The organism is Streptomyces sp. NPDC016459 (genome assembly GCF_040632845.1).
Lineage (GTDB): Bacteria > Actinomycetota > Actinomycetes > Streptomycetales > Streptomycetaceae > Streptomyces.
Window position 1 is genome coordinate 376,741 of sequence record NZ_JBEYCR010000004.1, and the last position, 22,268, is coordinate 399,008.

Sequence of the window (22,268 nt, forward strand, 5' to 3'; positions counted from 1 at the left end):
AGTCGTGGGTGCTGAGAGGCGGTGGGTGTTCAGAAGTCCGTCGCGTAGCTCTTGTCCCGCGTGCCCGTACGCGCACGCGTGGCCGGACCCCAGTCCTCCGTCGCGGCCATCGCGCGGGCCGCGTCCAGGCGGGCCGGGCGGTAGTAGTCGCTGCCCTTCCGCCAGTAGACGAGCAGCGGGACCACACCGAGGAGCAGGCCGCCGAGGCCGATCGTGAGGGCGGTCGTGGAGAGTTCGCCGAGCGATTCGACGAAGGCCCACAGCATGAACGCGGAGCCGAGCAGCGGCCAGAGGCCGCCGAGGACCAGGTTCCGTGCGGAGCGGAAGAGGACCGACTTGTAGGCGACGACCGCGGCGATGCCCGCGAGGCCGTAGTAGAAGGCGATCTGGAGGCCGATCGCGGAGACCGCGTCGCTGAGGATCTGCTGGACGGAGCCGGCGGCCGCGGCGGCGGCGAACATCAGCAGGGCGGCGCCACCGACGGCGGCGACGGCGACCCAGGGGGTGTTCCAGCGGGGGTGCACGGTGCCGAGCGCGGCGGGCAGGGTCCGGTCGCGGCCCATCGCGAAGAGCGAGCGGGTGACCTGGAGGAGCGTGGTCTCCAGGGTGGCGACGGTCGACAGGACGACGGCCACGACGAGGAGCTTGCCGCCGACGCCCGGCCAGATCTCCTGGCCGAGGACGGCGAGGACGTTGGGTCCCGCGGTGCGGATCTCCTCGGCGGTGAGCAGGACGTTCACGGCGACGGTGAAGGCCTCGAAGAGGACGAAGACGAAACCGACGCCGACGAGCGCGGCGAGCCCGGCGGTGCGCCGGCTGTTCCGGGTCTCCTCGCTGAGGTTGCTGGTGACGTCCCAGCCCCAGTAGTAGAACGCGGCGATCAGGGCGCCCGCGGCGAAGCCCTGCGGGCCCTCGAACTGGCCGAGCCCGAACCAGGACCAGTCGAAGGCGGTCGCCCGCCCCCGGTGCGCGACCGCCGCCAGGACGAACCCGACCAGGATCAGCATCTCGACGCCCGACATGATCAGTTGGGCGCGCACGGTGAGCCTTGCGCCGCCCAGGACGACGAGGAGCATCATCAGGAACCAGCCGGCGCCCACGGCGGCGGCGAGCGGCGTGTCGTCCGCGAGGTCGGGGTCGATCAGGGAGAGCGTGAGGGAGCCCGCGGGCAGCGAACCGGCCACCATGAAGACGGTCGCGGCGAAGACCAGCGCCCAGCCGGAGAGGAAGCCGAGGAAGGGGTGCAGGGTGCGGCCCACCCAGGAGTAGCCCGCGCCCGCGTTGACGTCGATCCGGCCGAGGCGGGCGTACGCGAGGACGATGCCGAGCATCGGTATCGCGCAGTACAGCAGGGCCGCGGGACCGGCGAAGCCGACGGCGCCGAAGAGCACGGCGGTGGTCGCGGCCAGCGAGTAGGCGGGGGCGCTGCCGGCGACGGCCATCACGATCGTGTCGAAGGTGCCGAGGACATTGGGCTGGAGCCCTCTGTTGGTGGTGGTGCGCATGGCGGGGTCCTCGGGGCGCGGGGGGTGAGGCAGGTCGAAGTGGCCCGTCCGCCGGGCCGGTTGCCGACGGCGGCGGGCGCGGATCACGGTGAGATCGAGCGCATCGTAGTCGCCCGGGTGGCTTCCGGTAACGGCGGTGGGGAGGGTTCCGTTCGGTGACCGCCGGTAAGTCCTCCCGTACGCCCCGGGGAAAGGGTTTACCGCAGGTCGGGACCGGCGATGGCGCGGGCCGCGCGGACCTCCTGGCGGAGCGGTTCCAGGACTCCGGTCTCGTCGCCGAGGAGCTCCGTGCGGACCTCCACCAGGGTGTCCGTCTCCCGCAGCGCGTCCGCGAGTTCGCGCAGTTCTCCCTCCACGGCCGTGACCTCGGCCCGGTCGGGGTCGGGGGCGCCGTGGTCGACGCGGAGCCGGGCGGCCGTCGTCGCGTCCACGATCCGCTCGACGGCGACGACCAGCGGCCACCAGGCGGCGGCGCGGGCGCCGGTGGGCGGGGGCTCGGTCAGGGCGCGCTGGAACTCGGAGCGGACGGTGGACAGGTCCCGGTACAGCTTCCGCCGGGCCCGCAGTCGCGCGCCCTGGCCGTCCGCGCCGTCCGCGAAGGCGAGGGCCACGTAGGCGGCGGTGTCGGCGACGGCGTCGGCGAGCCGGTCCCCGATCCGGGTGTGCCAGGACTCGGGCCAGAGGAGGTAGCCGGCGATCAGGGTGATCCCGCAGCCGATGAGCGAGTCGTACAGGCGGGGCATGACCAGGCCGAAGCCCTGCTGGTTGAGGGTGTCGGAGAGCAGCAGGATCACCGGGGTGATGGCCGCGGTCTGGAAGGCGTACCCCTTCGCGGAGAAGGCCGGGATGAGGGCCGCGAGGGCGCACATCACGGGGACGTCCCAGAAGCCGCGGGGCACCTCCGCGAGGACGAGGGCGGCGAGGAGGAGTCCGGCGGCGGTGCCGAGGGCCCGGAGCACGGCCCGGGAGAACACCGAGCCGAAGTCGGGCTTCAGGACGAAGGTGACGGTGAGCGCGACCCAGTACGAGCGGGGTACGGCGATCAGTGAGACCAGCGCCTGGGCGAGTCCGATGCAGAGCGCGAGGCGCAGCCCGTACCGCCAGGAGGCCCCGGAGAGCAGCACGGAGCGGGTGGCGCGGCGGGCCCGGACCCGGAGCGCGGCGGGTTTCCCGAGCCGGTCGTCCACGTTGTGGACGTCGGGTTCCGCCTTGTGGACGACGGCGGCGGCGTGCCGCAGGGCGTGGTCGACGGCCTTCTCGGCGGGCCGCTCCGGGGTCGGCAGATCGAGTACGGGCGTCCCCGTACGGCCCTCCTCGACGGCGTCGGCGAGCTCCCGTACGGTCGCCGGGATCGTGGGCGACAGCGGGCCGTACAACCGGGCGCGCAGATGCCCGGCGGGCGCCGCCTCGGCCAGCGGGATGACGACGTTCAGCTGGGCGAGCAACCGCACCAGGGACGGCGAGCGGCCGTGCTGGCGGGCGCGGCGGGCCAGGATCAGGTCGTAGGCGTGGTTGAGGGACGCGGTGACGGCGTGCCGCTTGTCGTCGTACGCGGCTGTGCCGGTCGCCTCGTACAGCTCGGCGACGGCCCGGTAGGTCGCGGCGACGGCGGCGCGCTCGGGGGCCGCGCGGCGCAGCGGCCAGCCGAGGAGGGTGAGGACGAGGACGAAGAGCCCGCCGAGGGTGAGGAGGAGCGGCGCCGTCCACCAGGGGTCTGGCATGGGCAGTCCGGCGCCGACGACGGCGTTGAGGAGCAGGAGCAGCCCGGAGACGGAGGCGACCGCGCCGATCGAGGAGATCATCCCTGAGACGAGCGCGACCAGGGTGAGGGCGGCGACCGCGAGCCAGCCGTGCCCGAAGACGAGGGTGCCGAGGGTGACGCCGACGGCGCCGAAGAGCTGCGGCACGGCGATGTTGAAGACCCGCATCCGGTAGGCGTCGGCGGTGTCGCCGATGACGCCGGACAGCGCGCCCATCGACACGAGCGCCCCGTACGCCGGGTGCCCGGCGGCCAGCCCGACGGCGAGCGGCGCGGCGAGGGCGACGGCGGCGCGGAGGGCGGCGGCCCAGGGGATCGGCGCGGGGGCGGGCTTGAGGCCTGCGGTGAGCCAGGCGGGCGGGGAGAGCCGTACGGATCCTGCGGGTCGAGCCATGGCCCCAACGTACTGTCCCCGCCCGGCGGCCCGTGGGCGGGTCAGTTGCGGTAGGACTCCACTTCCGCGGCCGGGCGGAGGGCGGCCGTGTCCGGGTCCTCGCCGAACTCCTCCTTCGCGCGTCGCTGCCGCAGCAGGTCCCAGCACTGGTCGAGGCGTACTTCGACCTCGGCCAGGCGGGTGCGTTCTTCGGGGAGGAGACCGCCCGTGCGCTGCCGCAGGGCGCGTTCCTCCTCGACGAGGGCGCCGATGTCGTCCAGGATCTCCTCGTTGTCCATGTCTTCCAGCGTGGCCGATCAGCGCTCGCCGCGCAGGTCGAGGTCGGTGAGGACGGCCCGGTGGTCGGAGCCCGGGAGGTCGAGGAAGCGGACGCCCCGGACGCTGAAGTCCTCGCTGACCAGGACGTGGTCGATCTGGACGAACGGCGGCAGGGGCCCTTCCATGGGCCAGGTCGGCGTGCGGCTCTCCTCCGCGAGGCGGGCGGCGTCCTGGAGGTGCCCGGTCTCCAGGATCGAGCGGAAGGCCGCGTGGTCCTGGGAGGCGTTGAAGTCCCCGGCGACGAGGAGCGGGCCGGTGTGGCCGGCGGCGGCGTTCTCGATCCGGCGGAGTTCCGCCTTCCACAGCCGCACCTGGCCCGGCATCGGCGGCAGCGGGTGGGCGAGCTGCAGGCGTACGGGGACGCCGGCGATCGTCGCCGTGGCGCCCGGCATGCCCATGACCGCCGGGATCACCCGGTGGTCGCTGAGCGGGTAGGCGCTCAGCAGGACGGAGCCTACGGAGCCCTCGGCGTCGACGGAGGCCCGGTGGGGCAGTTCGGTCGCGAGGGCGGCGGTGAGGGCGCGCCCGCAGGCCCGGTCGCATTCGGAGACGAAGACCAGCTGGGGCCGCTCGCGCCGGATCGTCTCGGTCAGGGCCCCGGTGGCCTGGCCGAACTCGACGTTGGCGGCGAGTACGCGGACCTGGGCCAGCGGCAGCCCATGGGCGGTGACGAGCTGCGGCGTGTGGGGCAGGGACGCCCAGACGGTGGCGGTGAGGACGACGACGGCGGTGCAGGTGAGGGCGCGGTGCCGGACGACGGCGGCGAGGAGCACGGCGAGGGCGGCCGGCACGGCGAACCAGGGCAGCAGGGAGAGCAGCTGCGGTACGGGCGTGATCCCGTCCTTGTCGAGGACGCGGCAGCCGATGAGCAGGGCCGGTCCCACCAGGAGCAGCCCCGCGGCCCAGGCGCCGAGGAGGTGCCTGGGCCGCGGGGGTGGCGGCGCGGGGGCCGCGCTGGTGACGGGCGGCTGTTCTTCGGGCGCGACGGCAGGGGCTCGGTCCACGCCCCTCAGTGTCGCAGCGCCTGGCCGATCTCCGCCGTGGTCTCGCCCGACAGGGTCCGGTTGCTGCGTGCGGTGCCGGTCTTGGGCGCCCCGGGCGGGACGCCGTCGATGCTGAGGACGACCGTGTCGAGGAGGTTCCCCTCGCCGTCGCGGAAGGTGACCATGACCGTGTAGTCGGCGTCCTTCCCCTTCGGGTTGGTCGCGGTGATCTCGGCGACCGTGCGGTCGCCGTCGGTCCTCGTCGGTCCGGCGGTGACGTCGCCGGTGGCGTTCACCCCGTCCTTGACCTCGTTCATCCGGTCCTGGGCGGCGGACGCGGCGGCCGCGGTGGCGGAGGAGACGACCTCGCCCGCCTTGTCCGCGACGGTGTCGCAGCCGGTGAGGGCGAGGGCCGTGCTCGCGGCGAGGGCCAGGGCGGTGGCCGTGGTGCGTCTCATGACCGGCCGTTCCTCACATTCTCGCGTCGCGGCCGTAGTCGTCGTTGGCGGCCAGCGCCCAGATCACGAAGATCGAGACGGCCATGGAGAAGAGTGCCCACCACGGCTGGTACGGCAGGAAGAGGAAGTGGAGGAGCACGTTGAGGGAGGCGAGCGCGATGCCGGTGACCCGGCCCCATTCGGCGCCCTTGAGGATGCCGTAGCCGACGATGACGAGGACGACGCCGAGGATGAGGTGGATCCAGCCCCAGGTGGTCAGGTTGAACTTGAAGACGTAGTCGCCGACGCGGGCGTAGACGTCGTCCTTGGCGATGCCGGCGATGCCCTGGAGGATGTCCATGATGCCGGTGATCAGCATCAGGACGCCGGCGAAGACCGTGCCGCCGGCCGCCCAGGCGGCGGAGGAGGAGTGCTGCTTGCGGTGTGGTGCCGTGTTCTGGCTCATGGCCCCATCGTCGGAGCGTTCGCGCGTCGGCGAACCTTCAGTTGGGCCGTACGAGTGAGTGGAGGTAATTCTCCAGTGCGGCGTCGAACTCCTCGGGCCGCTCCAGGTTGGGCAGGTGCGCGGCCCGTTCGACGACGGTGAGCGTGGCGTGGGGCAGGAGTGCCTGCATCTCCTCCGCGTCGGCGACCGGGGTGTACGTGTCGTCCCGGCCGACGACGACGAGCGCGGGCACGGACACGGTGGTGAGCGTCTCCCGGTAGTCGGGGCGCTCGGCCCGGCCGCGCAGGGCGGCGGCAGCGGCGACGGGGTCGGTGGCGCACATCATGCGGTGGACGTGGGGCGCCGCATGGGTGTTGTACGGGGCGACCATCCGGTCCAGTACCTCGTCGGCGTATCCGCGCATGCCTTCCCGCAGGAGCCGGTCGGCCATGGCGTTCCGGGCGGCCCTGCCCTCGTCGGTCTCGGCGGCGGGGAAGGTGTCGGCGAGGACGAGACCGCGGACGCGTCCGGGATGGCTGCGGTACAGCTCCATGGCGATCTGGCCGCCCATGGAGAGCCCGGCGAGGACGCAGTCGTCGACGTCCAGGTCGTCGAGGAGCGCGACGAGGTCCTCCGCGAAGACGCCGAGGGCGGTGGAGCGGCGGGCGGGGGCGTCGGGGAGGGCGGAGCCGGGGTAGGCGGAGTCCGGGCGGGTGGCTCCGGGGTGCGCGCCGAGGGGTGTGGCGCCGTAGCCGCGCAGGTCCGGGGCGATCACCCGGTGCGTCCGGGAGAAGCGGTCGATCTGTGGCCGCCACATGGTGTGGTCGAAGGGGTGGCCGTGGACGAGGAGGAGGACGGGTCCGGTGCCCCGGTCCTCGTAGAAGGTCTCGGCGTGGGCTGTCGTGGAGACGGGCATGGCCGCAGGCTAGGCAGCCCCAACTGCTCGGTGCAATAAGATCTTTGCTCTCGGTGCAATACGGGGAGGGTGGCCGTGGAGGAGTACCGCAGGATCGCGGACCGCGTCGAGGCGGCCGTACGTGACGGACGGCTGCGCCCCGGCGACCGGCTGCCGCCGCAGCGGGTCTTCGCCCGGCGCCACGGCATCGCGAACTCGACGGCGATCCGCGTGTACGGGGAGCTCGCGCGCCGGGGCCTGGTCGTCGGCGAGGTCGGACGCGGCACCTTCGTCCGGGCCGCGCCCCCGCTGCCGGGACCCGCGCTCGCCGAGGCCACCGGGACCGCGCCCGTCGACCTCCAGCTCAACTACCCCGGCTTCGAAGGCCAGTCGGAACTGATGGCCCGCGCCCTCGCCGCCCTCGGCCGCCCCGACGTCCTGGCCGAGGCCGTCTCCCGGCCCGCCGCCGCCACCGGCACCCCGGAGGCCCGCGAGGCGGCGGCCGCCGTCCTCGCCCGACCCGGCTGGGCACCGGACCCCGCGAGCGTCCTCTTCGCCGGGAACGGGCGCCAGGCCATCGCCGGCGCGCTCTGCGCACTCGTCCCGCCCGGCGGCCGCCTGGGCGTCGAGGCACTCACGTATCCCCTGGTGAAGGCGGTGGCCGAGCGCCTCGGCATCCGGCTCGTACCGCTCGCACTCGACGCCGAGGGGGTACGGCCCGAGGCGCTCGCGGCGGCCCACCGGGCGGCGCCGCTGACCGCCGTCTACCTCCAGCCGACCCTCCACAACCCGCTCTGCTCGACCGCCGGGGAGGGCCGCCGGGCCGAACTGGCCGAGCTGCTGCGGAGCCTGGACCTCACGGCCGTCGAGGACACCACCTGGGCCTTCCTCGTGCCGGACGCGCCCGCCCCGCTCGCCGCGCACGCACCCGAGCGGGTCCTCCTCGTCGACAGCCTCTCCAAACGGCTCGCCCCCGGCCTGACCGTCGGCTACCTCGTGGTGCCCGGCCGGCTGCGGGCGGCGGTCGCGGAGGCCCTGCGGTCCGGCGCCTGGACGACCGGCGGCCTCGCGCTCGCCGCCGCCACCCGCTGGGCCGGGGACGGCACGGTCGCCGAGGCGGTCGCGGCGAAACGGGCGGACGCGGAGGCCCGGCACGCCCTGGTCCGACGGCGGCTCGCCGGGCAGGCCCTGCGGACCTCCCCCTGCGCCTACTACTGCTGGTGGGAACTGCCCGCGCCCTGGCGGGCGGAGACCTTCACGGCCGCCGCCGCACGCGCGGGCGTGGCGGTCACCCCGGGCGGCGCCTTCGCCGTCGGGACGGGCACGGCCCCGGACGCGATCCGGATCGGCCTCGCCTCCCCGCCGCACCCGGTCCTCGACGAGGCCCTCGCCCGCCTGGCCGCGCTCGCGGCGGACACAGGCTCCGTACGTTCCGATCGCCCCGTACGATCCGCGCCCTCCGCACGTTCCGGACCCTTCGGACCCTCCGGAGGGAACGGACAGCCATGACCGCCCGGACCCTCGGCGGGGTCGCGGCACTCGCCCTGCCCGGGATGCTCTTCGAGATCGGCGCCGTCGCCGTACGGCCCGCCGCCTGATCCACTTGCGGGGCGCCGGGCGCGGGTGTGCCCTGGAGGGTGCGGAAAGCAGCAGGGGGACGAGACCCGAAGGAGCTCCCGTCATGGCCGCACACGCAGCGGTACCCGCCCGGCGCCGGTTCGACACGCGCGGCTGGGGCGCCCCGGTCACCATCGGCGTCCTGTACGGCCTCTACGCGTCGACCGTGGCGCGCCACGGCGGCCCCACCACTCTGGGGCAGCTGTGGCTCGGCCTCGTCTCGGCCGCCGTCCTCGCCGTCGGGATCCACACCCTCCACCGCCACGGCCGCGCCCTGCCCCGCGAGCTGCGGGCGGCCGCCTGGGGGGCTCTGACCGGCATCGCGGTCGGTTTCCTCTTCAGCCTGTCCGGCGCCAGCGTCCTGTCGTCGAGCGGCCTCGGCCTTGCCGCCGCCGGGCTCAACGCGGTCGCCGCCTTCTACGTCTTCTACACCCACGAGGACGCCGCGGGGCGGCCCGCGCCGTACTGACCACCCCGGGTCCCGCGCCGCCCCCCGGCGGGACGGCGGCGCCGGTGGTAGGCGACCGCCACGACGGCGAGCAGCACCGGCCAGGCGGCCAGGGGCGCGTAGCAGGCGATCAGCAGGGCGTCCTGGGCCGCGGTGGCGGGAATGGCGGGGCCGAGGTCCGCGTACGAGGCGTACACGCCCCAGCCCGCGAGGGCGCACAGTCCCACGACCCCGGCGAGGGCCGCACCCGTCGCGGCCGCCGGGTTCACCCGGCGGCCGCCGAGGAAGGGCATCCAGCGGGGGAAGACCTCGCCCCAGGAGCGCACGAGCCCCAGGGTGAGGAGGGCGAGCAGCTCGGAGACGACGCTGAGGGCCACGACGTACACGGACTCGCCCGCGCTCATCGCGCCGAGCTCGGCGTCCTGGGTGACGGGAAGGCCCGCGACGAGCGCGAGGCGCCACAGGCCGGACGGGAGGGTGACCAGGGGGACGGCGTGAGCGGCGAGGACGGCCCAGCGGGGCACGTCGGGAAGGGCCTTGATGCGTGTCATGCGCCCAGCGTCCCGCCGGGACCCGGCCCGGGACGTCGCCCCGGCGGCCGGTCCGCCTCCGCCGCCCGGGGGAGACCGGCTCCACCCCACGGCGACGCCACCGCCGTAGGCCCGGCTCTCCCGGTCCACGCACCGACACGGCGCCATCGCCGCGCGCTCGGCTCTCCGGCTCGGGCGCTCCGCGCGGGCCGGCGTGGTGCTGCCACCGCCCCGCGCGCCGTTCTCCGCTCTGGCGATCCGTGCGCGGGTGACGGAGACTGGCAGGCAGGTACTCCCCGATCCCGGAGGGGAACGGTATGACCGACCTCGCCATCGAGACCGAGGGCCTGGTCAAGGTCTTCGGTACGAACCGCGCCGTCGACGGCGTCGACCTGCGCGTGCCCGCCGGGACCGTCTACGGCGTCCTCGGGCCCAACGGCGCCGGCAAGACCACCGCCGTCAAGATGCTCGCCACCCTCCTCCGCCCCGACGGCGGCCGGGCCCGTGTCTTCGGGAAGGACGTCGTCGAGGACGCCGACACCGTACGCGGCCGGGTGAGCCTCACCGGCCAGTACGCCTCCGTCGACGAGGACCTGACCGGCACCGAGAACCTGGTCCTGCTGGGCCGGCTGCTCGGCCACACGCGGGTGGCCGCCCGCGAGCGTTCCGCGCAGCTGCTCGCCGCGTTCGGGCTCGCCGACGCCGCCGACCGGCAGATCAAGAACTACTCGGGTGGCATGCGGCGCCGCATCGACATCGCCGCGTCCATCCTCAACACCCCCGACCTGCTCTTCCTCGACGAGCCGACGACGGGCCTCGACCCGCGCAGCCGCAACCAGGTCTGGGACATCGTCCGCGCCGTGGTCGCCCAGGGCACCACCGTCCTGCTGACCACCCAGTACCTGGACGAGGCGGACCAGCTGGCCTCCCGCATCGCCGTCATCGACCACGGCAAGGTGATCGCGGAGGGCACGAAGGGCGAGCTGAAGGCCTCCGTCGGTTCGGGCTCCGTGCACGTACGCCTCCGGGACCCCGAGCAGCGCCCCGAGGCCGAGCGGGTCCTCCAGGGCGCGCTGAAGGCGGCCGTCACCCTCGAACCGGACCCGGTCGCGCTCACCGCCACCGTCAACGGCCACGGGACGGACCTCGGCGCCGCCGAACAGGCCGCGCGTGCCCTGGCCGAGCTGGCGCGGGCCGGGATCACCGTCGACAACTTCGCGCTCGGCCAGCCCAGCCTCGACGAGGTGTTCCTGGCCCTGACGGACCGGCCGGCTGAGCGGCTCGCGGACGGCTCGGACGAGGGAACCCCCACCGACCGGAAGGGACCGACGGCATGACCACCGTCACCACCGGCAAGGACACGCAGCCGACCGACGCGCTCGACTTCGTCGCCCCGAAGGCGGACGAACTCGCGGCGCTGCTCGTCGGGCGGTCCCGGCCGCCGCGCCCCAGCGCGCTGTCCGCTTCGCTGACCTTCGGCTGGCGGGCCATGCTGAAGATCAAGCACGTGCCGGAGCAGCTGTTCGACGTGACGGCGTTCCCGATCATGATGGTGCTGATGTACACGTACCTCTTCGGGGGCGCGCTGGCCGGCTCGGTCTCGGAGTACATCCAGTTCCTGCTGCCGGGCATCCTCGTGATGAGCGTCGTGATGATCACGATGTACACGGGGGTCTCGGTCAACACGGACATCGAGAAGGGTGTCTTCGACCGCTTCCGCACCCTGCCGATCTGGCGGCCCGCGCCGATGGTCGGCTATCTCCTCGGCGACGTGGTGCGCTATCTGATCGCCTCGGCCGTGATGCTGACGGTCGGCATGATCATCGGCTACCGGCCGGACGGCGGGGTCGTCGGCGTGCTGCTCGGGGTGGCGCTGCTGCTGGTGTTCTCCTTCGCGTTCTCGTGGATCTGGACCATGTTCGGGCTGATGCTGCGCAGCGAGAAGTCCGTCATGGGCGTCAGCATGATGGTGATCTTCCCGCTGACGTTCCTGTCCAACGTCTTCGTCGACCCGAAGACCATGCCTGGCTGGCTCCAGGCCTTCGTCAACAACAGCCCGGTGACCCATCTGGCGACGGCCGTACGCGAGTTGATGGCCGGGAACTGGCCCGCGGCGGACATCGCCTGGTCGCTGGGGTGGTCGGCGGTGCTCGTCATCGTCTTCGGCGCGGTGACGATGAGGCTCTACAACCGCAAGTAGGCTCCGCCCGCACGCCGTCATCGACCGCGCGGGCTCCCGCTCACCGGCCTCGCGGGGTGGTCTGCTGGACCGCCCACCGGTTGCCGTCCGGGTCGGCGAAGTACACGAACGACCCCCACGGCTGGTCGTCGATGCCGCTGACCTCGATCCCCCGGGCGGTGAGCTCGCGGTGGGCCTCCTCGACGTCCGTGACGACGACCTGCATGTTGTCGAGGGAGCCCGGAGCCATCTCGGTGATGCCCTTGCCGAAGGCGATCGAGCAAGCCGAGCCGGGCGGGGTCATCTGGACGAAGCGGATGGTGTCGCTGACCGGGATGTCGTGGTCGGTGTGGAACCCCACCCGCTCGTAGAAGGCCTTGGCCCGGTCGATGTCGCTGACGGGCACGCCGATGAGCTCCAGCTTGATGTCCATGGGGGCATTCTGCGCCCCGTGGCGGCCGGGCGCATGGTGTCCGGTGGGGGAAGGGGCCTTCGCCGCGGGTTCCGGTCAGTCGAGGCGCAGGTCGGCCAGTTGGCGTCCGAAGGGGACGATCTCCTCCTCGTCGTCCCGTCCGCCCGGCCGGGGCGCGACCATCTCCGCGAACTATCGCGTCCTGCCGCGAACTATCGCGTCCTGCCCGGTTGATGCGGGACGGCAGCCCGTCCGTGCAGTCGTCCCCGCCCGAGCCCCGGTCCTCCGAGGCCGCGTAGACGGCGGTCGGCGCGACGAGGGCCCGCAGGTGGGCGAAGAGCGGTCGCGGGGCGTGGTCCAGGACCAGGGTATTCCGATCCTCTCTTCCGAGCGGTCCGGAGGCCTCCCGTAGAGTCCCCGACGTGAACGGTGCGATAGCGGTCGTCGGAATCGGCGCGGACGGCTGGGACGGGCTCCCCGCGACCTCCCGCCGCGTCCTCGGCACCGCCGAGGTCCTCATCGGCGCCCCCCGCCAGCTCGACCTGCTCCCCCGCGACGCCTGCCCCGGCGAACGGATCACCTGGCCGTCACCGCTCCGCCCCGCCGTCCCCGGACTGCTCGCCGCCCACCAGGACCGCGCGGTCGCCGTCCTCGCCAGCGGCGACCCGTCCTTCTACGGCATCGGCCGCACCCTCGCCGGAGCCGTCGGCGCCGACCGCCTCCGGATCCACCCCCACCCGTCCTCCGTCTCGTACGCCTGTGCCCGGCTCGGCTGGCCCCTGGAGGACACCGAGACCGTCTCCCTCGTCGCCCGGCCCCTCGCCGCGCTCTCGGCCGCCCTCCACCCCGGCCGCCGGCTCCTCGTCCTCGGCGAAGGACCCACGACACCCGCCCAGGTCGCGGCGCGCCTCCGGGACACCGGCTGGGGCGGCACCCGGATCCGGGTCCTCGAACAGCTCGGTGGCGACCGCGAACGGATCCTCGACGCGACCGCCGCCGACTGGCCCCACGAGCGGACCGACGCCCTCCACGTCCTCGCCCTCGACTGCGTACGCGACCCCGGCGCCCTCCGGCTCGGCGCCGTCCCCGGCCTGCCGGACGAGGCGTACGAGCACGACGGGCAGCTCACCAAGCGGTACGTCCGCGCCGCCACCCTCGCCGCCCTCGCCCCCGCCCCCGGCGAACTGCTCTGGGACATCGGTGGCGGCTCCGGCTCCATCGGCGTCGAATGGATGCGGGCCCACCGCTCCTGCCGGGCGATCACCGTCGAGAAGTCCCCGCAGCGGGCGGAACGCATCGGGCGCAACGCCGACGCCCTCGGCGTCCCCGGCCTGCGCGTGGTCACCGGCCCGGCCCCCGAGGCGCTCTCCGGTCTCGCACCCCCCGACGCGATCTTCATCGGCGGCGGCCTCACCGCCCCCGGCCTCCTCGACGCCTGCTGGGACGCGCTCCCCGCCGGCGGCCGGCTCGTCGCCAACACCGTGACGCTCGAGTCCGAGGCGCTGCTCGCCGACCGCTACCGCCGCCACGGCGGCGAACTGGTCCGGCTCGCCGTCGCCTCCGCCGTCCCCGTCGGCGGCTTCACCGGCTGGCGCCAGGCGATGCCGGTCACGCAGTGGTCCGTCACCAAACCAGGAGAACGAGCATGACCGTCTACTTCATCGGCGCGGGCCCCGGCGCGGCCGACCTGATCACCCTGCGCGGCGCGCGGACGCTCGCGTCCTGCGGGGTCTGCCTGTACGCCGGGTCGCTCGTCCCCACCGAACTGCTCGCCGAGTGCGGGCCGGACACGCGCCTGGTCGACACGGCCGACCTCGACCTCGACCGGATCGTCGCGGAGATCGCCGCCGCCCACGAGGCGGGCCAGGACGTGGCCCGTCTCCACTCCGGCGACCCGTCCGTCTTCAGCGCGATGGCCGAGCAGATGCGGCGGCTCGACGCGCTGGGCATCCCGTACGAGGTCGTACCGGGCGTCCCCGCGTTCGCGGCGGCGGCGGCCGCGCTGAAGCGGGAACTGACCGTCCCCACGGTCGGCCAGACGGTCATCCTCACCCGTGTCGCACAGCAGGCCACACCCATGCCCGAGGGCGAGGACCTCGCCACCCTCGGCCGCAGCGGCGCCCTGCTCGTCCTCCACCTGGCCGCCCGCTACGTCGACCGGGTCGTCGCCGAACTCCTCCCCCACTACGGCGCCGACTGCCCGGCCGCGGTCGTGGCCATGGCCAGCCGCCCCGACGAACTCGTCCTGCGGGGCACCCTCGACGACATCGCCGCCCAGCTGAAGGCGGCCGGCATCACGAAGACGGCCGTCATCCTCGTCGGCCGCACCCTCGCGGCCTCGGAATTCCGCGACAGCCACCTGTACGACCCGGCCCGCGACCGCCACGCCTGCTGATCGCGGCGGGGGCGCGCGAGGGCGTGCGGGGGAATGCGGGGCCGGGCGGGGGCATGCGGCGGGGCCCCGGGAAGTCCGATCCCGGGGCCCCGCCGCACGTCGTCGGGTCTTCGGCGTCAGGCGTTCGACGTGAGACCGCAGGTCTTCGACGTCAGGCGTTCGGCCGCTTGCCGTGGTTCGCGCTCTTCTTCTTCCGGGCCCGACGCTTGTTGCCACGCTTCGCCATGGGACTCCCTCTCGCTAGGGGGCTGTGCCCCCGCCAGCCTAGGTTCGGGCCCCGGGGGCCGCATGTCGGCCGCCGGGAATCACGCTCCCGGCCCCCGCACCGGCGAGCGTCCCACCACCGTCCCCGCGCGGTCGACGCAGATGACGTCGACCGCGACCGGGGCGCCGCGCAGGACCGCCAGGGACTCGTCGCGGGCTCGGGTGGCGACCAGGTCGCCGAGGGGGACGCCGGCGGACTCGCAGAGGCGGAGGGCGGCGAGGCCCGTGTTCGCCCCGGTGATCTCCGCCGCCAGGGCCTCCGACGCGCCTCCCGTGCGGGCCAGGTCCGCGAGGAAGGCCTTGTCGACCTGGGAACGGGCCGAGTGGAGGTCCAGATGGCCCGCGGCCAGCTTGGACAGCTTCGCGAAGCCGCCGCAGATCGTGAGGCGGTCGACCGGGTGGCGGCGGATGTACTTCAGGACCGCGCCCGCGAAGTCGCCCATGTCGAGCAGGGCGATCTCCGGCAGCTCGTAGAGCCCGCTGACCGTGCGCTCGGAGGTGGAGCCCGTACAGCCCGCCACATGGGTGAGGCCGCCCGCGCGGGCCACGTCCACGCCCCGGCGGATGGAGTCGATCCACGCCGAGCACGAGTACGGCACGACGACGCCCGTCGTGCCGAGGATCGACAGGCCGCCGAGGATGCCGAGCCGGGGGTTCCAGGTGGAGCGGGCGATCTCGGCGCCGTGGTCGACGGACACGGTGACCTCGACGTCCCCGGTGCCGCCGTGCCGGGCCGCGACCTCGGCGACGTGCTCCCGCATCAGCTGCCGGGGCACCGGATTGATGGCCGGCTCGCCCACGTCCAGGGGCAGGCCCGGCAGGGTGACCGTGCCGACGCCCTCGCCCGCCCGGAAGACCACGCCCGAGCCCGGCGGCAGGAGCCGTACCGTCGCCCGGATCACCGCCCCGTGCGTGACGTCCGGGTCGTCGCCCGCGTCCTTGACCACGGCCGCCATGGCCGTGCCCGAGCGAAGGGACTCCGCCGTCAGCGCGAACGACGGCGTCTGGCCCTTCGGCAGCGTGATCGTCACCGGGTCCGGGAAATCACCGGTCAGGAGCGCCGTGTACGCGGCCGTCGTCGCCGCCGTCGCGCAGGCACCCGTCGTCCAGCCGGGGCGGAGGCCGGTGTGCTTGAGTTGGGCCTCACGCCCGCCAGACGTCACGAAAGGGCTCCTGTGGTGCACATACTCATTCTCGGGGGGACCGCCGAGGCCCGCGCCCTCGCGGGCCTGCTGCACGGCGAGGCCCGGGTCACCAGCTCCCTCGCGGGGCGGGTGGCGAGCCCCCGGCTGCCGGCCGGGGAGGTCAGGATCGGCGGTTTCGGCGGTGCCGAAGGACTGGCGGAGTGGCTGCGGGAGCACGCGGTGGACGCGGTCATCGACGCCACGCATCCCTTCGCCGAGCGGATCAGTTTCAACGCGGCCGGGGCGGCCGCCACCGCCCATGTTCCCCTGCTCGCGCTGCGCCGCCCAGGCTGGGTCCCGGTGGCGGGCGACGACTGGCACGAGGTGCCGTCCCTGGACGACGCGGCCCGCGCCCTGGACGGCCTCGGCGACCGCGTCTTCCTGACGACGGGCCGCATGGGCCTCGCGGCCTTCGCGGCCTGCCCCCAGTGGTTCCTGGTCCGCTCGGTGGACGCCCCGGAGGCTCCGATGCCGGCCCGCGCCGAGATCCTGCTCGACCGGGGGCCGTTCGCCCTGGACGGCGAGCGGGAGCTGCTGCGCCGCCACCGGATCGACGTCCTGGTGACGAAGGACAGCGGCGGCGCGGCGACGGCCCCGAAGCTCCGGGCGGCCCGTGAGGCCGGCATCCCGGTCGTCCTGGTCCGCCGCCCCCCGGTCCCGCCGGACGTCCCGGTGGCGACGACCCCGGCGGAGGCCGCCGGGTGGGCGTTGCGTGGGTCCGCCTCCTGAGAGGGAGCCGTGGCGGGTCGGCCCCTCGGCGGGTCAGCCTTCGCGGGGGCTGTCGAGTTCGGTGACCTCGACCCGGTTCACGCGCGGGTCCGTCGCCTCGATGACGTCCCCCGCGCCCGCCAGGACGGGCCCGTACGGGCGCCTTGCTCCCGGCGCGACAGCCGATCCCACCCGGCGTTCAATGGAGTGATGGGTACCGTCCGATGGCTTGCCACGGCGGGGCTCGTGGCGCTCCTGGGTGCCGCGCCGAGCCCCTCCCCCTCCCCGACGCCCGAACCGCCGCCCGCGCAGCCGCCGCCCGTGCTCGACCGGGCGGACGTGGACCGGGCCGTCGGGCGGATCGACGCCGACGTCGCGGCGATGATGAAACGCACCGGGCTCCCCGGGGTGTCCGTCGCCGTCGTGTACGAGGACGAGGTCGTCCACCTCAAGGGGTACGGGGTGCGCGAGGTGGGCAAGACGGCCCGCGTCGACGCCGACACCGTCTTCCAGCTGGCCTCCGTGTCGAAACCGATCGCCTCGACCGTCGTCGCGGGGGCCGTCGGCGTCGAGGGCTGGCAGCGGCCCGTCGCCCCCGAGCTGCCCGAGTTCCGCCTGAAGGATCCGTGGGTGAGCTCCCATGTGACGGTCGCCGACCTGTTCTCGCACCGCAGCGGTCTGCCCGACCACGCGGGCGACCTCCTGGAGGACCTCGGCTACGACCAGGAGTACATCCTGTCCCACCTGCGGTACGAGGCCCTGGCGCCGTTCCGCGCGAGCTACGCGTACACGAACTTCGGGCTGACGGCGGCCGCCGAGGCCGTCGCCGCGGAGAAGGGCGTGCCGTGGGAGAAGCTCTCCGAGGACACCCTCTACAAGCCCGCCGGCATGAACGACACCAGCTCCCGCTTCCAGGACTTCGCCTCGAACGCCGACCGGGCCGTCGGCCATGTGCAGGAGTCCGACGGCACCTGGAAGGCGTCCGTACGCGACCCGGACGCCCAGTCCCCGGCGGGCGGCGTCAGCTCCTCCGCCCGTGACATGGCGACCTGGCTCCGGCTCCAGCTCGCGAACGGCACGCTGGACGGGAAGAAGATCGTCGACGCCGAGGCCCTCGACCTCACCCACCACCCCGAGAGCGTCGCCTCGCCCCCGCACGCGCCGGCGGGCCGGACCGGCTTCTACGGCCTGGGCTGGAACGTGGCGTACGACGACGAGGGCCGGCTGCGGCTCTCGCACACCGGCGCGTTCGCGCTCGGCGCCCACACCAACGTCACGATGCTGCCGGGCGAACAGCTCGGGATCGTCGTCCTCACCAACGGGGCGCCGGTCGGCGTCGCGGACGCCGTCGCCCTCGACTTCTTCGACACCGTGCAGAACGGGAAGCCCAGTCGGGACTGGGTGCCGCTCCTGGACGGCCTGTACCAGCAGCAGGCGGACGCCGACCGGTCCGAGACGGACTACACGAAGCCGCCCGCCGATCCCACCCCCGCGAAGGCCGCCGACGCCTACACCGGCACGTACGCCAACGACTACTTCGGCCCGCTCACGGTCGCGGCGGAGGGCGGCGGCCTGGTCCTGCGACTGGGACCGGAGCCCCAGTCGTACCGGCTCACGCACTACGACGGGAACACGTTCAGCTTCCCGACGCGCGGGGAGAACGCCGTCGGCCCCACCGGCGTCACCTTCTCCCCGGACGGGAAGACCGTCCGCGTCGAGTACCTGGACCAGGAGGGCCTGGGGACGTTCACCCGGAGCGGCTCGTAGCCGCTCCGGCAGCCCGGCTCACCCGTACCGGCGGGGCGTCCAGGTGATCGTCCGGCCGTCGGTCCGTTCCACCGCGCGCGTCTGGGACGAGCCGATGAGGAGCAGGGTGCGCATGTCGACCTCGGACGGTTCCAGGGTCTTCAGGGTCACCACGCGTACCGACTGCTCGGGGCCGCCCACGTCTCGGGCGACGACCACCGGGGTCTCGGGCGGGCGGAGTTCGAGCAGGAGGTCGCGGGCGGCGGCCACCTGGTGCGTACGGGACTTCGACCCCGGGTTGTAGAGGGCGAGGACCAGGTCGGCCGAGGCCGCGGCCCGCAGCCGGGCCTCGATGACGTCCCAGGGCTTGAGCCGGTCGGACAGCGAGATCGTCGCGTAGTCGTGGCCCAGGGGGGCGCCCGCGGCGGCGGCGGCCGCGTTGGCCGCGGTCACCCCCGGGAGGACCCGAACGGGTACGTCGGCGTACGCCGGTTCGCAGGCCACTTCGAGGACCGCCGTCGCCATCGCGAAGACGCCCGGGTCGCCGCCGGAGACGACCGCGACCCGGTGGCCGCGCCGGGCCAGGTCGAGCGCGAACTCGGCCCGCTCGGACTCCACCTTGTTGTCGGAGCCGTGCCGGATCTGCCCGGCGCGCAGGACCGGCACCCGGTCCAGGTAGGTGGTGTAGCCGACGAGGACGTCGGCGTTCACCAGCGCGCCGCGCGACTCGGGGGTGAGCCAGGGCGCGCCGGCCGGGCCGGTGCCGACGACGACGACCTCGCCCTGTTCCCGTACGGGAGGCTCCTGGTCGATACGGGAGGGCAGGACGGCGACGGAGAAGTAGGGGACGGACTCGGGGTCGACGTCGGACAGGCGCTCGGTCCGCTCGCCCCGCATGAACGCCCGCTCCACGTACCGGGCGTCGTCGAGCCGCCCGGCCCGCTCCAGGGCCCGCCGCACGGTGGGGAAGGTGCGGCCGAGCTTCATCACGACCGCCGAGTCGGTGCCCGCGAGCCGGGCCGTCAGCTCGTCCTCCGGCAGGGTGCCGGGAATGATCGTGAGGACCTCCTCCGCCTCGCACAGCGGCTCGCCGAGGCGGGCGGCGGCGGCGCTGACGGACGTGACGCCGGGGATGACGGTCGTGTCGTAGCGGTGCGCGAGCCGCTTGTGCATGTGCTGGTACGAGCCGTAGAACAGCGGGTCGCCCTCGGCGAGTACGGCGACCGTGCGCCCCGCGTCGAGGTGCGCGGCGAGGCGGGCCGACGCCTCCTCGTAGAAGTCGTCCAGGGCGCCCCGGTAGCCGCCGGGGTGGTCCGTGGTCTCCACCGTGAGCGGATACATCAGGCGCTCCTCGATGTGGTCCTCGCGGAGGTGCTCGGCGGCGATCGAGCGGGCGATGGAGCGGCCGTGGCGGGCCGAGTGGTACGCGATCACGTCGGCGCCGGCGATGGCCTTCACGGCCGCCACCGTCATGAGGTCCGGGTCGCCGGGGCCGAGGCCGACGCCGTAGAGCTTTCCGGTGGCGGTCACTGCTGGATCTCCGCTTCGTGGGCGATCGCGTTGATCGCGGCGGCCGTCATCGCGCTGCCGCCGCGCCGGCCCCGCACGACGAGGTGTTCGAGGCCGAGGTCCTGGGCGGCGAGGGCGTCCTTGGACTCGGCGGCGCCGATGAAGCCGACCGGTATGCCGAGGACGGCGGCGGGCTTCCCCGCACCCTCGGCGATCATCTGCAGGAGGTGGAAGAGGGCGGTGGGCGCGTTGCCGATGGCGACGACGGAGCCTTCGAGGCGGTCCCGCCACAGTTCGAGGGCGGCGGCGGAGCGGGTGGTGCCGAGCTCGGCGGCCAGGTCCGGCACGGACGGGTCCGAGAGCGTGCAGACCACCTCGTTGTCGGCGGGCAGGCGCCTGCGGGTGACGCCGCTCGCGACCATCTGGGCGTCGCACAGGATCGGCGCGCCGGCCCGGAGGGCGGCGCGGGCGCTCGCGACCACGCCGGGGGAGTAGGCGATGTCCCGCACGAGGTCGGTCATGCCGCAGGCATGGATCATCCGGACCGCCACCTGGGCGACGTCGGCGGGCAGGCCCGCGAGATCCGCCTCGGCGCGGATCGTGGCAAAGGACCGGCGGTAGATCTCCGCCCCGTCCTTCTCGTAGTCGAACATGGTGTCGCTCTCGCTCATCTCGTGTGGGACGTGGGGGGCGTGTGGTCGACAGGGGTACGGGCCGCTCCGACCGCTGCGGGCAGGGAGGCGCGGGGGGTGGGGACGCCGTCCACCAGATAGGTGTCGTCGCCGGTGGCGAGGACCTCGATCCAGTCGCCGTACGGGTGCCCGCAGCCGCGTGCGCACCCGGAGAAGTGCACGGGCACCGGCCCCGCGGGCACGGCGCGGGCGTCCGTCCGTACGTCGGCGAGGGACTTGGCGCACCCGGGCCGCCCGGTACAGACGGTGACCCCGGCGCCGGGGTCGTCGGACCGGGTGATCAGCCCGTACGCCGCGAGGCGGGCGAGCCGGGCGGCGGGTCCGTCGACGGCCGACCCGGTGCGGGCCGCTTCCGCCGGCGCGGTGGGGCCCGCTTCTGCTGCCCCGGTGGGGCCGGCTTCCGCAGAGCCCGTGGGGCCGACGACGACCGCCCCGCGCCAGGGCGTCAGCCGCACCTCGTCGGCCGGCAGCAGGGCCCGTAGCTGAGCGGCGGTCAGCCGGCCGAGCGGCGCGAGGACGTACAGCGCGTCGGCGCCGAGCACCCCGGGCGCCGGCGGACGGGACACGGGCAGCGGCGGTACGGGGAGGGGTACGGATTCGGCCGCGATCCCGGCGGCCGCCAGGGCGCGGGCCCAGTCCGGCACGTGCGCGTCGGGCAGTTCGCGGGGTCGCCAGGCCCCGTTGCCGGCCGCTTCGGCCGCGTCGAGGAACGCGAGGGCGGCGGCGAGGGCGGAGCGGACGGCGTCGGCGGCAGCGAGCCGCAAGACCTGCGGACCCAGTCGCACGAGGACGGATCCGTCCTCGTCTGCGACCAAGCTCACATCCCCGCCGAGCGGGGCCACGTCGCCGCGACCGTCGTCCAGGACGAACAGGAACCGTCCCGAGAGGGACGCCGCCCGGGGCTCGGCGCACAGTGCGGCGTCCAGTCCGCGCGCCCACAACTGCACGTCCGCGTGGCCGAGTCCGTCGAGTCCCGCGGTGGGCGAGGCGACGATGTTGCGGACGCGCTCGTGGGTGGGGGAGGGCAGCAGGCCCGCGTCCGCGAGGAGCGCCGCGAGCGCCGCCCCGCAGTCGTCCGCGAGGCCCCGCAGCTCCGCGTTGCCGCGCGAGGTGATGCTGATCCGCCCGTCGCCCAGGGTCTCCGCCGCGGCCGCGAGCGTCTCGACCTGATGAGACGTCAGACGGCCTGCGGGGAGCCGCAGTCGGGCCAGGCGGCCGTCCTCGGCGGGATGCAGGCGCAGCGCCCCCGGGCAGGCGTCGCCACGGTCCCGTATACGAGCTTCGCCCGGTTCGGGCGTCGTGGGTGGGGTGGGCGGCATGGCGGCGAGCATACCTACGGGGAACAGGGCGGCCACCGGGTGTGATCAGGCCGACGCCGCGACGGACGTGGGCGCGGTGGGCGGCCGGGCGGCCACGGGCCGAGCCGGCCGGGCGGTCGGCGCACCTACGGGAGGCCGGGCGGCCACGGGCGGGACCGGCCCGGCGGTCGGCGTACCAACGGGAGGCCGGGCGGCCACGGGCGGGATCGGCCCGGCGGTCGGCGTACCAACGGGAGGCCGGGCGGCCACGGGCGGGATCGGCCCGGCGGTCGGCGTACCTACGGGGCCCCGCCCCCTCGGCCGGTGTGATCAGGTCGACCCGGTGGCCCGTCCCGTCCCTCCGCGGCACGATCTAGGATGCAGATCGGCATGGGGTCCCCGGACCCCGGGGAGGAAGCCCGGTGAGACTCCGGCGCGGTCCCGCCACTGTGAGCCGGTCCGGCTGTGCGCAGCGACGCACTTCGGGGGCGGTGAGTCAGGAACTCCCTTCCCCAGGCTCTCGGCTTCGCCCGAGCAGGGGAGGCCCCAA

At 74.5% G+C, this 22,268-nt stretch carries 21 protein-coding genes, 1 pseudogene and 1 riboswitch; of the genes and pseudogenes, 8 read left to right on the forward strand and 14 right to left on the reverse strand.

Annotation, left to right across the window (positions count from 1 at the left end; translation table 11 throughout):
* Positions 1 to 29: 29 nt before the first annotated feature.
* From ABZ567_RS14130 to ABZ567_RS14160, 7 genes are all read right to left on the reverse strand, one after another.
* Entirely contained in the window at positions 30 to 1,505 is a 1,476-nt protein-coding gene (locus ABZ567_RS14130; protein ID WP_360788479.1) for an APC family permease, read from the reverse strand.
* Between the two features lie 197 nt (positions 1,506 to 1,702).
* Positions 1,703 to 3,658, reverse strand: a complete 1,956-nt coding sequence (locus ABZ567_RS14135) for an FUSC family protein (RefSeq protein WP_360788481.1) — start codon at positions 3,656 to 3,658, stop codon at positions 1,703 to 1,705.
* A 41-nt stretch (positions 3,659 to 3,699) separates the two neighbouring features.
* Positions 3,700 to 3,936 carry a DUF2630 family protein gene (locus tag ABZ567_RS14140; protein WP_360788484.1) on the reverse strand — a complete coding sequence of 79 codons (237 nt, stop codon included), beginning with the start codon at positions 3,934 to 3,936 and terminating at the stop codon, positions 3,700 to 3,702.
* An 18-nt stretch (positions 3,937 to 3,954) separates the two neighbouring features.
* Positions 3,955 to 4,980, reverse strand: coding sequence for an endonuclease/exonuclease/phosphatase family protein (locus ABZ567_RS14145; RefSeq protein ID WP_360788487.1), 1,026 nt, complete (start codon positions 4,978 to 4,980; stop codon positions 3,955 to 3,957).
* 5 nt (positions 4,981 to 4,985) lie between these two features.
* Positions 4,986 to 5,417 carry a hypothetical protein gene (locus ABZ567_RS14150; protein WP_360788490.1) on the reverse strand — a complete coding sequence of 144 codons (432 nt, stop codon included), beginning with the start codon at positions 5,415 to 5,417 and terminating at the stop codon, positions 4,986 to 4,988.
* Between the two features lie 13 nt (positions 5,418 to 5,430).
* Entirely contained in the window at positions 5,431 to 5,862 is a 432-nt protein-coding gene (locus tag ABZ567_RS14155) for a hypothetical protein (RefSeq protein WP_360788493.1), read from the reverse strand.
* 37 nt (positions 5,863 to 5,899) lie between these two features.
* The gene (locus ABZ567_RS14160) at positions 5,900 to 6,757 is read right to left on the reverse strand and encodes an alpha/beta hydrolase (RefSeq protein ID WP_360788496.1); all 858 of its coding nucleotides are present in this window, start codon (positions 6,755 to 6,757) and stop codon (positions 5,900 to 5,902) included.
* A 75-nt stretch (positions 6,758 to 6,832) separates the two neighbouring features.
* Between ABZ567_RS14160 and ABZ567_RS14165 the strand changes: the two genes are divergently transcribed.
* Positions 6,833 to 8,245: a PLP-dependent aminotransferase family protein gene (locus ABZ567_RS14165; protein WP_360788499.1), complete on the forward strand. Its 1,413-nt coding sequence runs from the start codon at positions 6,833 to 6,835 to the stop codon at positions 8,243 to 8,245.
* 172 nt (positions 8,246 to 8,417) lie between these two features.
* Positions 8,418 to 8,822: a hypothetical protein gene (locus ABZ567_RS14170; RefSeq protein ID WP_360788502.1), complete on the forward strand. Its 405-nt coding sequence runs from the start codon at positions 8,418 to 8,420 to the stop codon at positions 8,820 to 8,822.
* Here ABZ567_RS14170 and ABZ567_RS14175 read toward each other — a convergent pair.
* Positions 8,780 to 9,352 (reverse strand): hypothetical protein, encoded by a 573-nt coding sequence (locus ABZ567_RS14175; RefSeq protein ID WP_360788505.1) that lies wholly within the window; start codon positions 9,350 to 9,352, stop codon positions 8,780 to 8,782. The genes ABZ567_RS14170 and ABZ567_RS14175 overlap by 43 nt on opposite strands.
* Before the next feature lie 296 nt (positions 9,353 to 9,648).
* On the opposite strand from ABZ567_RS14175, the gene ABZ567_RS14180 reads away from it, so the two are divergent.
* A complete protein-coding gene (locus ABZ567_RS14180) occupies positions 9,649 to 10,668 on the forward strand; it encodes an ATP-binding cassette domain-containing protein (RefSeq protein WP_360788507.1) in 1,020 nt (339 codons plus the stop codon).
* Positions 10,665 to 11,531 carry an ABC transporter permease gene (locus ABZ567_RS14185; protein ID WP_360788510.1) on the forward strand — a complete coding sequence of 289 codons (867 nt, stop codon included), beginning with the start codon at positions 10,665 to 10,667 and terminating at the stop codon, positions 11,529 to 11,531. Before ABZ567_RS14180 ends, ABZ567_RS14185 begins: the two co-directional genes overlap by 4 nt.
* Positions 11,532 to 11,571: 40 nt before the next feature.
* Here the strand turns inward: ABZ567_RS14185 and ABZ567_RS14190 are convergent, their stop codons facing one another.
* Both ABZ567_RS14190 and ABZ567_RS14195 read right to left on the reverse strand, forming a co-directional pair.
* Positions 11,572 to 11,943 carry a VOC family protein gene (locus tag ABZ567_RS14190; protein WP_360788513.1) on the reverse strand — a complete coding sequence of 124 codons (372 nt, stop codon included), beginning with the start codon at positions 11,941 to 11,943 and terminating at the stop codon, positions 11,572 to 11,574.
* 75 nt (positions 11,944 to 12,018) lie between these two features.
* Positions 12,019 to 12,298: pseudogene (locus ABZ567_RS14195) on the reverse strand (oxidoreductase); the annotation flags it as partial.
* Positions 12,299 to 12,344: 46 nt separating this feature from the next.
* On the opposite strand from ABZ567_RS14195, the gene cbiE reads away from it, so the two are divergent.
* Together cbiE and cobM are read left to right on the forward strand one after the other, a co-directional pair.
* A complete protein-coding gene (gene cbiE / locus ABZ567_RS14200; protein ID WP_360788516.1) occupies positions 12,345 to 13,571 on the forward strand; it encodes a precorrin-6y C5,15-methyltransferase (decarboxylating) subunit CbiE in 1,227 nt (408 codons plus the stop codon).
* Positions 13,568 to 14,317, forward strand: coding sequence for a precorrin-4 C(11)-methyltransferase (cobM, locus tag ABZ567_RS14205; RefSeq protein ID WP_360788519.1), 750 nt, complete (start codon positions 13,568 to 13,570; stop codon positions 14,315 to 14,317). The genes cbiE and cobM overlap by 4 nt, the downstream gene beginning before the upstream one ends.
* 305 nt (positions 14,318 to 14,622) lie before the next feature.
* Here cobM and ABZ567_RS14210 read toward each other — a convergent pair whose 3' ends face one another.
* Positions 14,623 to 15,744: a cobalt-precorrin-5B (C(1))-methyltransferase gene (locus tag ABZ567_RS14210; RefSeq protein WP_360788521.1), complete on the reverse strand. Its 1,122-nt coding sequence runs from the start codon at positions 15,742 to 15,744 to the stop codon at positions 14,623 to 14,625.
* Positions 15,745 to 15,759: 15 nt separating this feature from the next.
* Here ABZ567_RS14210 and ABZ567_RS14215 point away from each other — a divergent pair, with 15 nt between their 5' ends.
* Both ABZ567_RS14215 and ABZ567_RS14220 read left to right on the forward strand, forming a co-directional pair.
* Positions 15,760 to 16,494, forward strand: coding sequence for a cobalt-precorrin-6A reductase (locus tag ABZ567_RS14215; RefSeq protein ID WP_360788523.1), 735 nt, complete (start codon positions 15,760 to 15,762; stop codon positions 16,492 to 16,494).
* Positions 16,495 to 16,683: 189 nt separating this feature from the next.
* On the forward strand, positions 16,684 to 18,240 hold the full coding sequence (locus ABZ567_RS14220; protein WP_360788525.1) for a serine hydrolase: 1,557 nt from the start codon (positions 16,684 to 16,686) through the stop codon (positions 18,238 to 18,240).
* 18 nt (positions 18,241 to 18,258) lie between these two features.
* Here ABZ567_RS14220 and ABZ567_RS14225 read toward each other — a convergent pair whose 3' ends face one another.
* From ABZ567_RS14225 to ABZ567_RS14235, 3 genes are read right to left on the reverse strand one after another with little or no spacing between them, the layout of a single operon-like run.
* Complete coding sequence (locus tag ABZ567_RS14225; protein ID WP_360788528.1) at positions 18,259 to 19,749, reverse strand: precorrin-2 C(20)-methyltransferase; 1,491 nt, start codon at positions 19,747 to 19,749, stop codon at positions 18,259 to 18,261.
* On the reverse strand, positions 19,746 to 20,399 hold the full coding sequence (locus ABZ567_RS14230) for a precorrin-8X methylmutase (RefSeq protein ID WP_360788531.1): 654 nt from the start codon (positions 20,397 to 20,399) through the stop codon (positions 19,746 to 19,748). Before ABZ567_RS14230 ends, ABZ567_RS14225 begins: the two co-directional genes overlap by 4 nt.
* Positions 20,396 to 21,739 carry a cobalamin biosynthesis protein CobG gene (locus ABZ567_RS14235; RefSeq protein ID WP_360788534.1) on the reverse strand — a complete coding sequence of 448 codons (1,344 nt, stop codon included), beginning with the start codon at positions 21,737 to 21,739 and terminating at the stop codon, positions 20,396 to 20,398. Before ABZ567_RS14235 ends, ABZ567_RS14230 begins: the two co-directional genes overlap by 4 nt.
* A 354-nt stretch (positions 21,740 to 22,093) precedes the next feature.
* Positions 22,094 to 22,245: riboswitch (cobalamin riboswitch) on the forward strand.
* Positions 22,246 to 22,268 lie beyond the last annotated feature (23 nt).

What these genes read in the sequence shown, in the direction of transcription:
- ABZ567_RS14130 (WP_360788479.1), bottom strand. Translation starts at nt 1,505, where the DNA reads ATGCGCACCACCACCAACAGAGGGCTCCAGCCCAATGTCCTCGGCACC.
- ABZ567_RS14135 (WP_360788481.1), bottom strand. Translation starts at nt 3,658, where the DNA reads ATGGCTCGACCCGCAGGATCCGTACGGCTCTCCCCGCCCGCCTGGCTC.
- ABZ567_RS14140 (WP_360788484.1), bottom strand. Translation starts at nt 3,936, where the DNA reads ATGGACAACGAGGAGATCCTGGACGACATCGGCGCCCTCGTCGAGGAG.
- ABZ567_RS14150 (WP_360788490.1), bottom strand. Translation starts at nt 5,417, where the DNA reads ATGAGACGCACCACGGCCACCGCCCTGGCCCTCGCCGCGAGCACGGCC.
- ABZ567_RS14155 (WP_360788493.1), bottom strand. Translation starts at nt 5,862, where the DNA reads ATGAGCCAGAACACGGCACCACACCGCAAGCAGCACTCCTCCTCCGCC.
- ABZ567_RS14160 (WP_360788496.1), bottom strand. Translation starts at nt 6,757, where the DNA reads ATGCCCGTCTCCACGACAGCCCACGCCGAGACCTTCTACGAGGACCGG.
- ABZ567_RS14170 (WP_360788502.1), top strand. Translation starts at nt 8,418, where the DNA reads ATGGCCGCACACGCAGCGGTACCCGCCCGGCGCCGGTTCGACACGCGC.
- ABZ567_RS14175 (WP_360788505.1), bottom strand. Translation starts at nt 9,352, where the DNA reads ATGACACGCATCAAGGCCCTTCCCGACGTGCCCCGCTGGGCCGTCCTC.
- ABZ567_RS14180 (WP_360788507.1), top strand. Translation starts at nt 9,649, where the DNA reads ATGACCGACCTCGCCATCGAGACCGAGGGCCTGGTCAAGGTCTTCGGT.
- ABZ567_RS14185 (WP_360788510.1), top strand. Translation starts at nt 10,665, where the DNA reads ATGACCACCGTCACCACCGGCAAGGACACGCAGCCGACCGACGCGCTC.
- ABZ567_RS14190 (WP_360788513.1), bottom strand. Translation starts at nt 11,943, where the DNA reads ATGGACATCAAGCTGGAGCTCATCGGCGTGCCCGTCAGCGACATCGAC.
- cobM (WP_360788519.1), top strand. Translation starts at nt 13,568, where the DNA reads ATGACCGTCTACTTCATCGGCGCGGGCCCCGGCGCGGCCGACCTGATC.
- ABZ567_RS14220 (WP_360788525.1), top strand. Translation starts at nt 16,684, where the DNA reads ATGGGTACCGTCCGATGGCTTGCCACGGCGGGGCTCGTGGCGCTCCTG.
- ABZ567_RS14230 (WP_360788531.1), bottom strand. Translation starts at nt 20,399, where the DNA reads ATGAGCGAGAGCGACACCATGTTCGACTACGAGAAGGACGGGGCGGAG.
- ABZ567_RS14235 (WP_360788534.1), bottom strand. Translation starts at nt 21,739, where the DNA reads ATGCCGCCCACCCCACCCACGACGCCCGAACCGGGCGAAGCTCGTATA.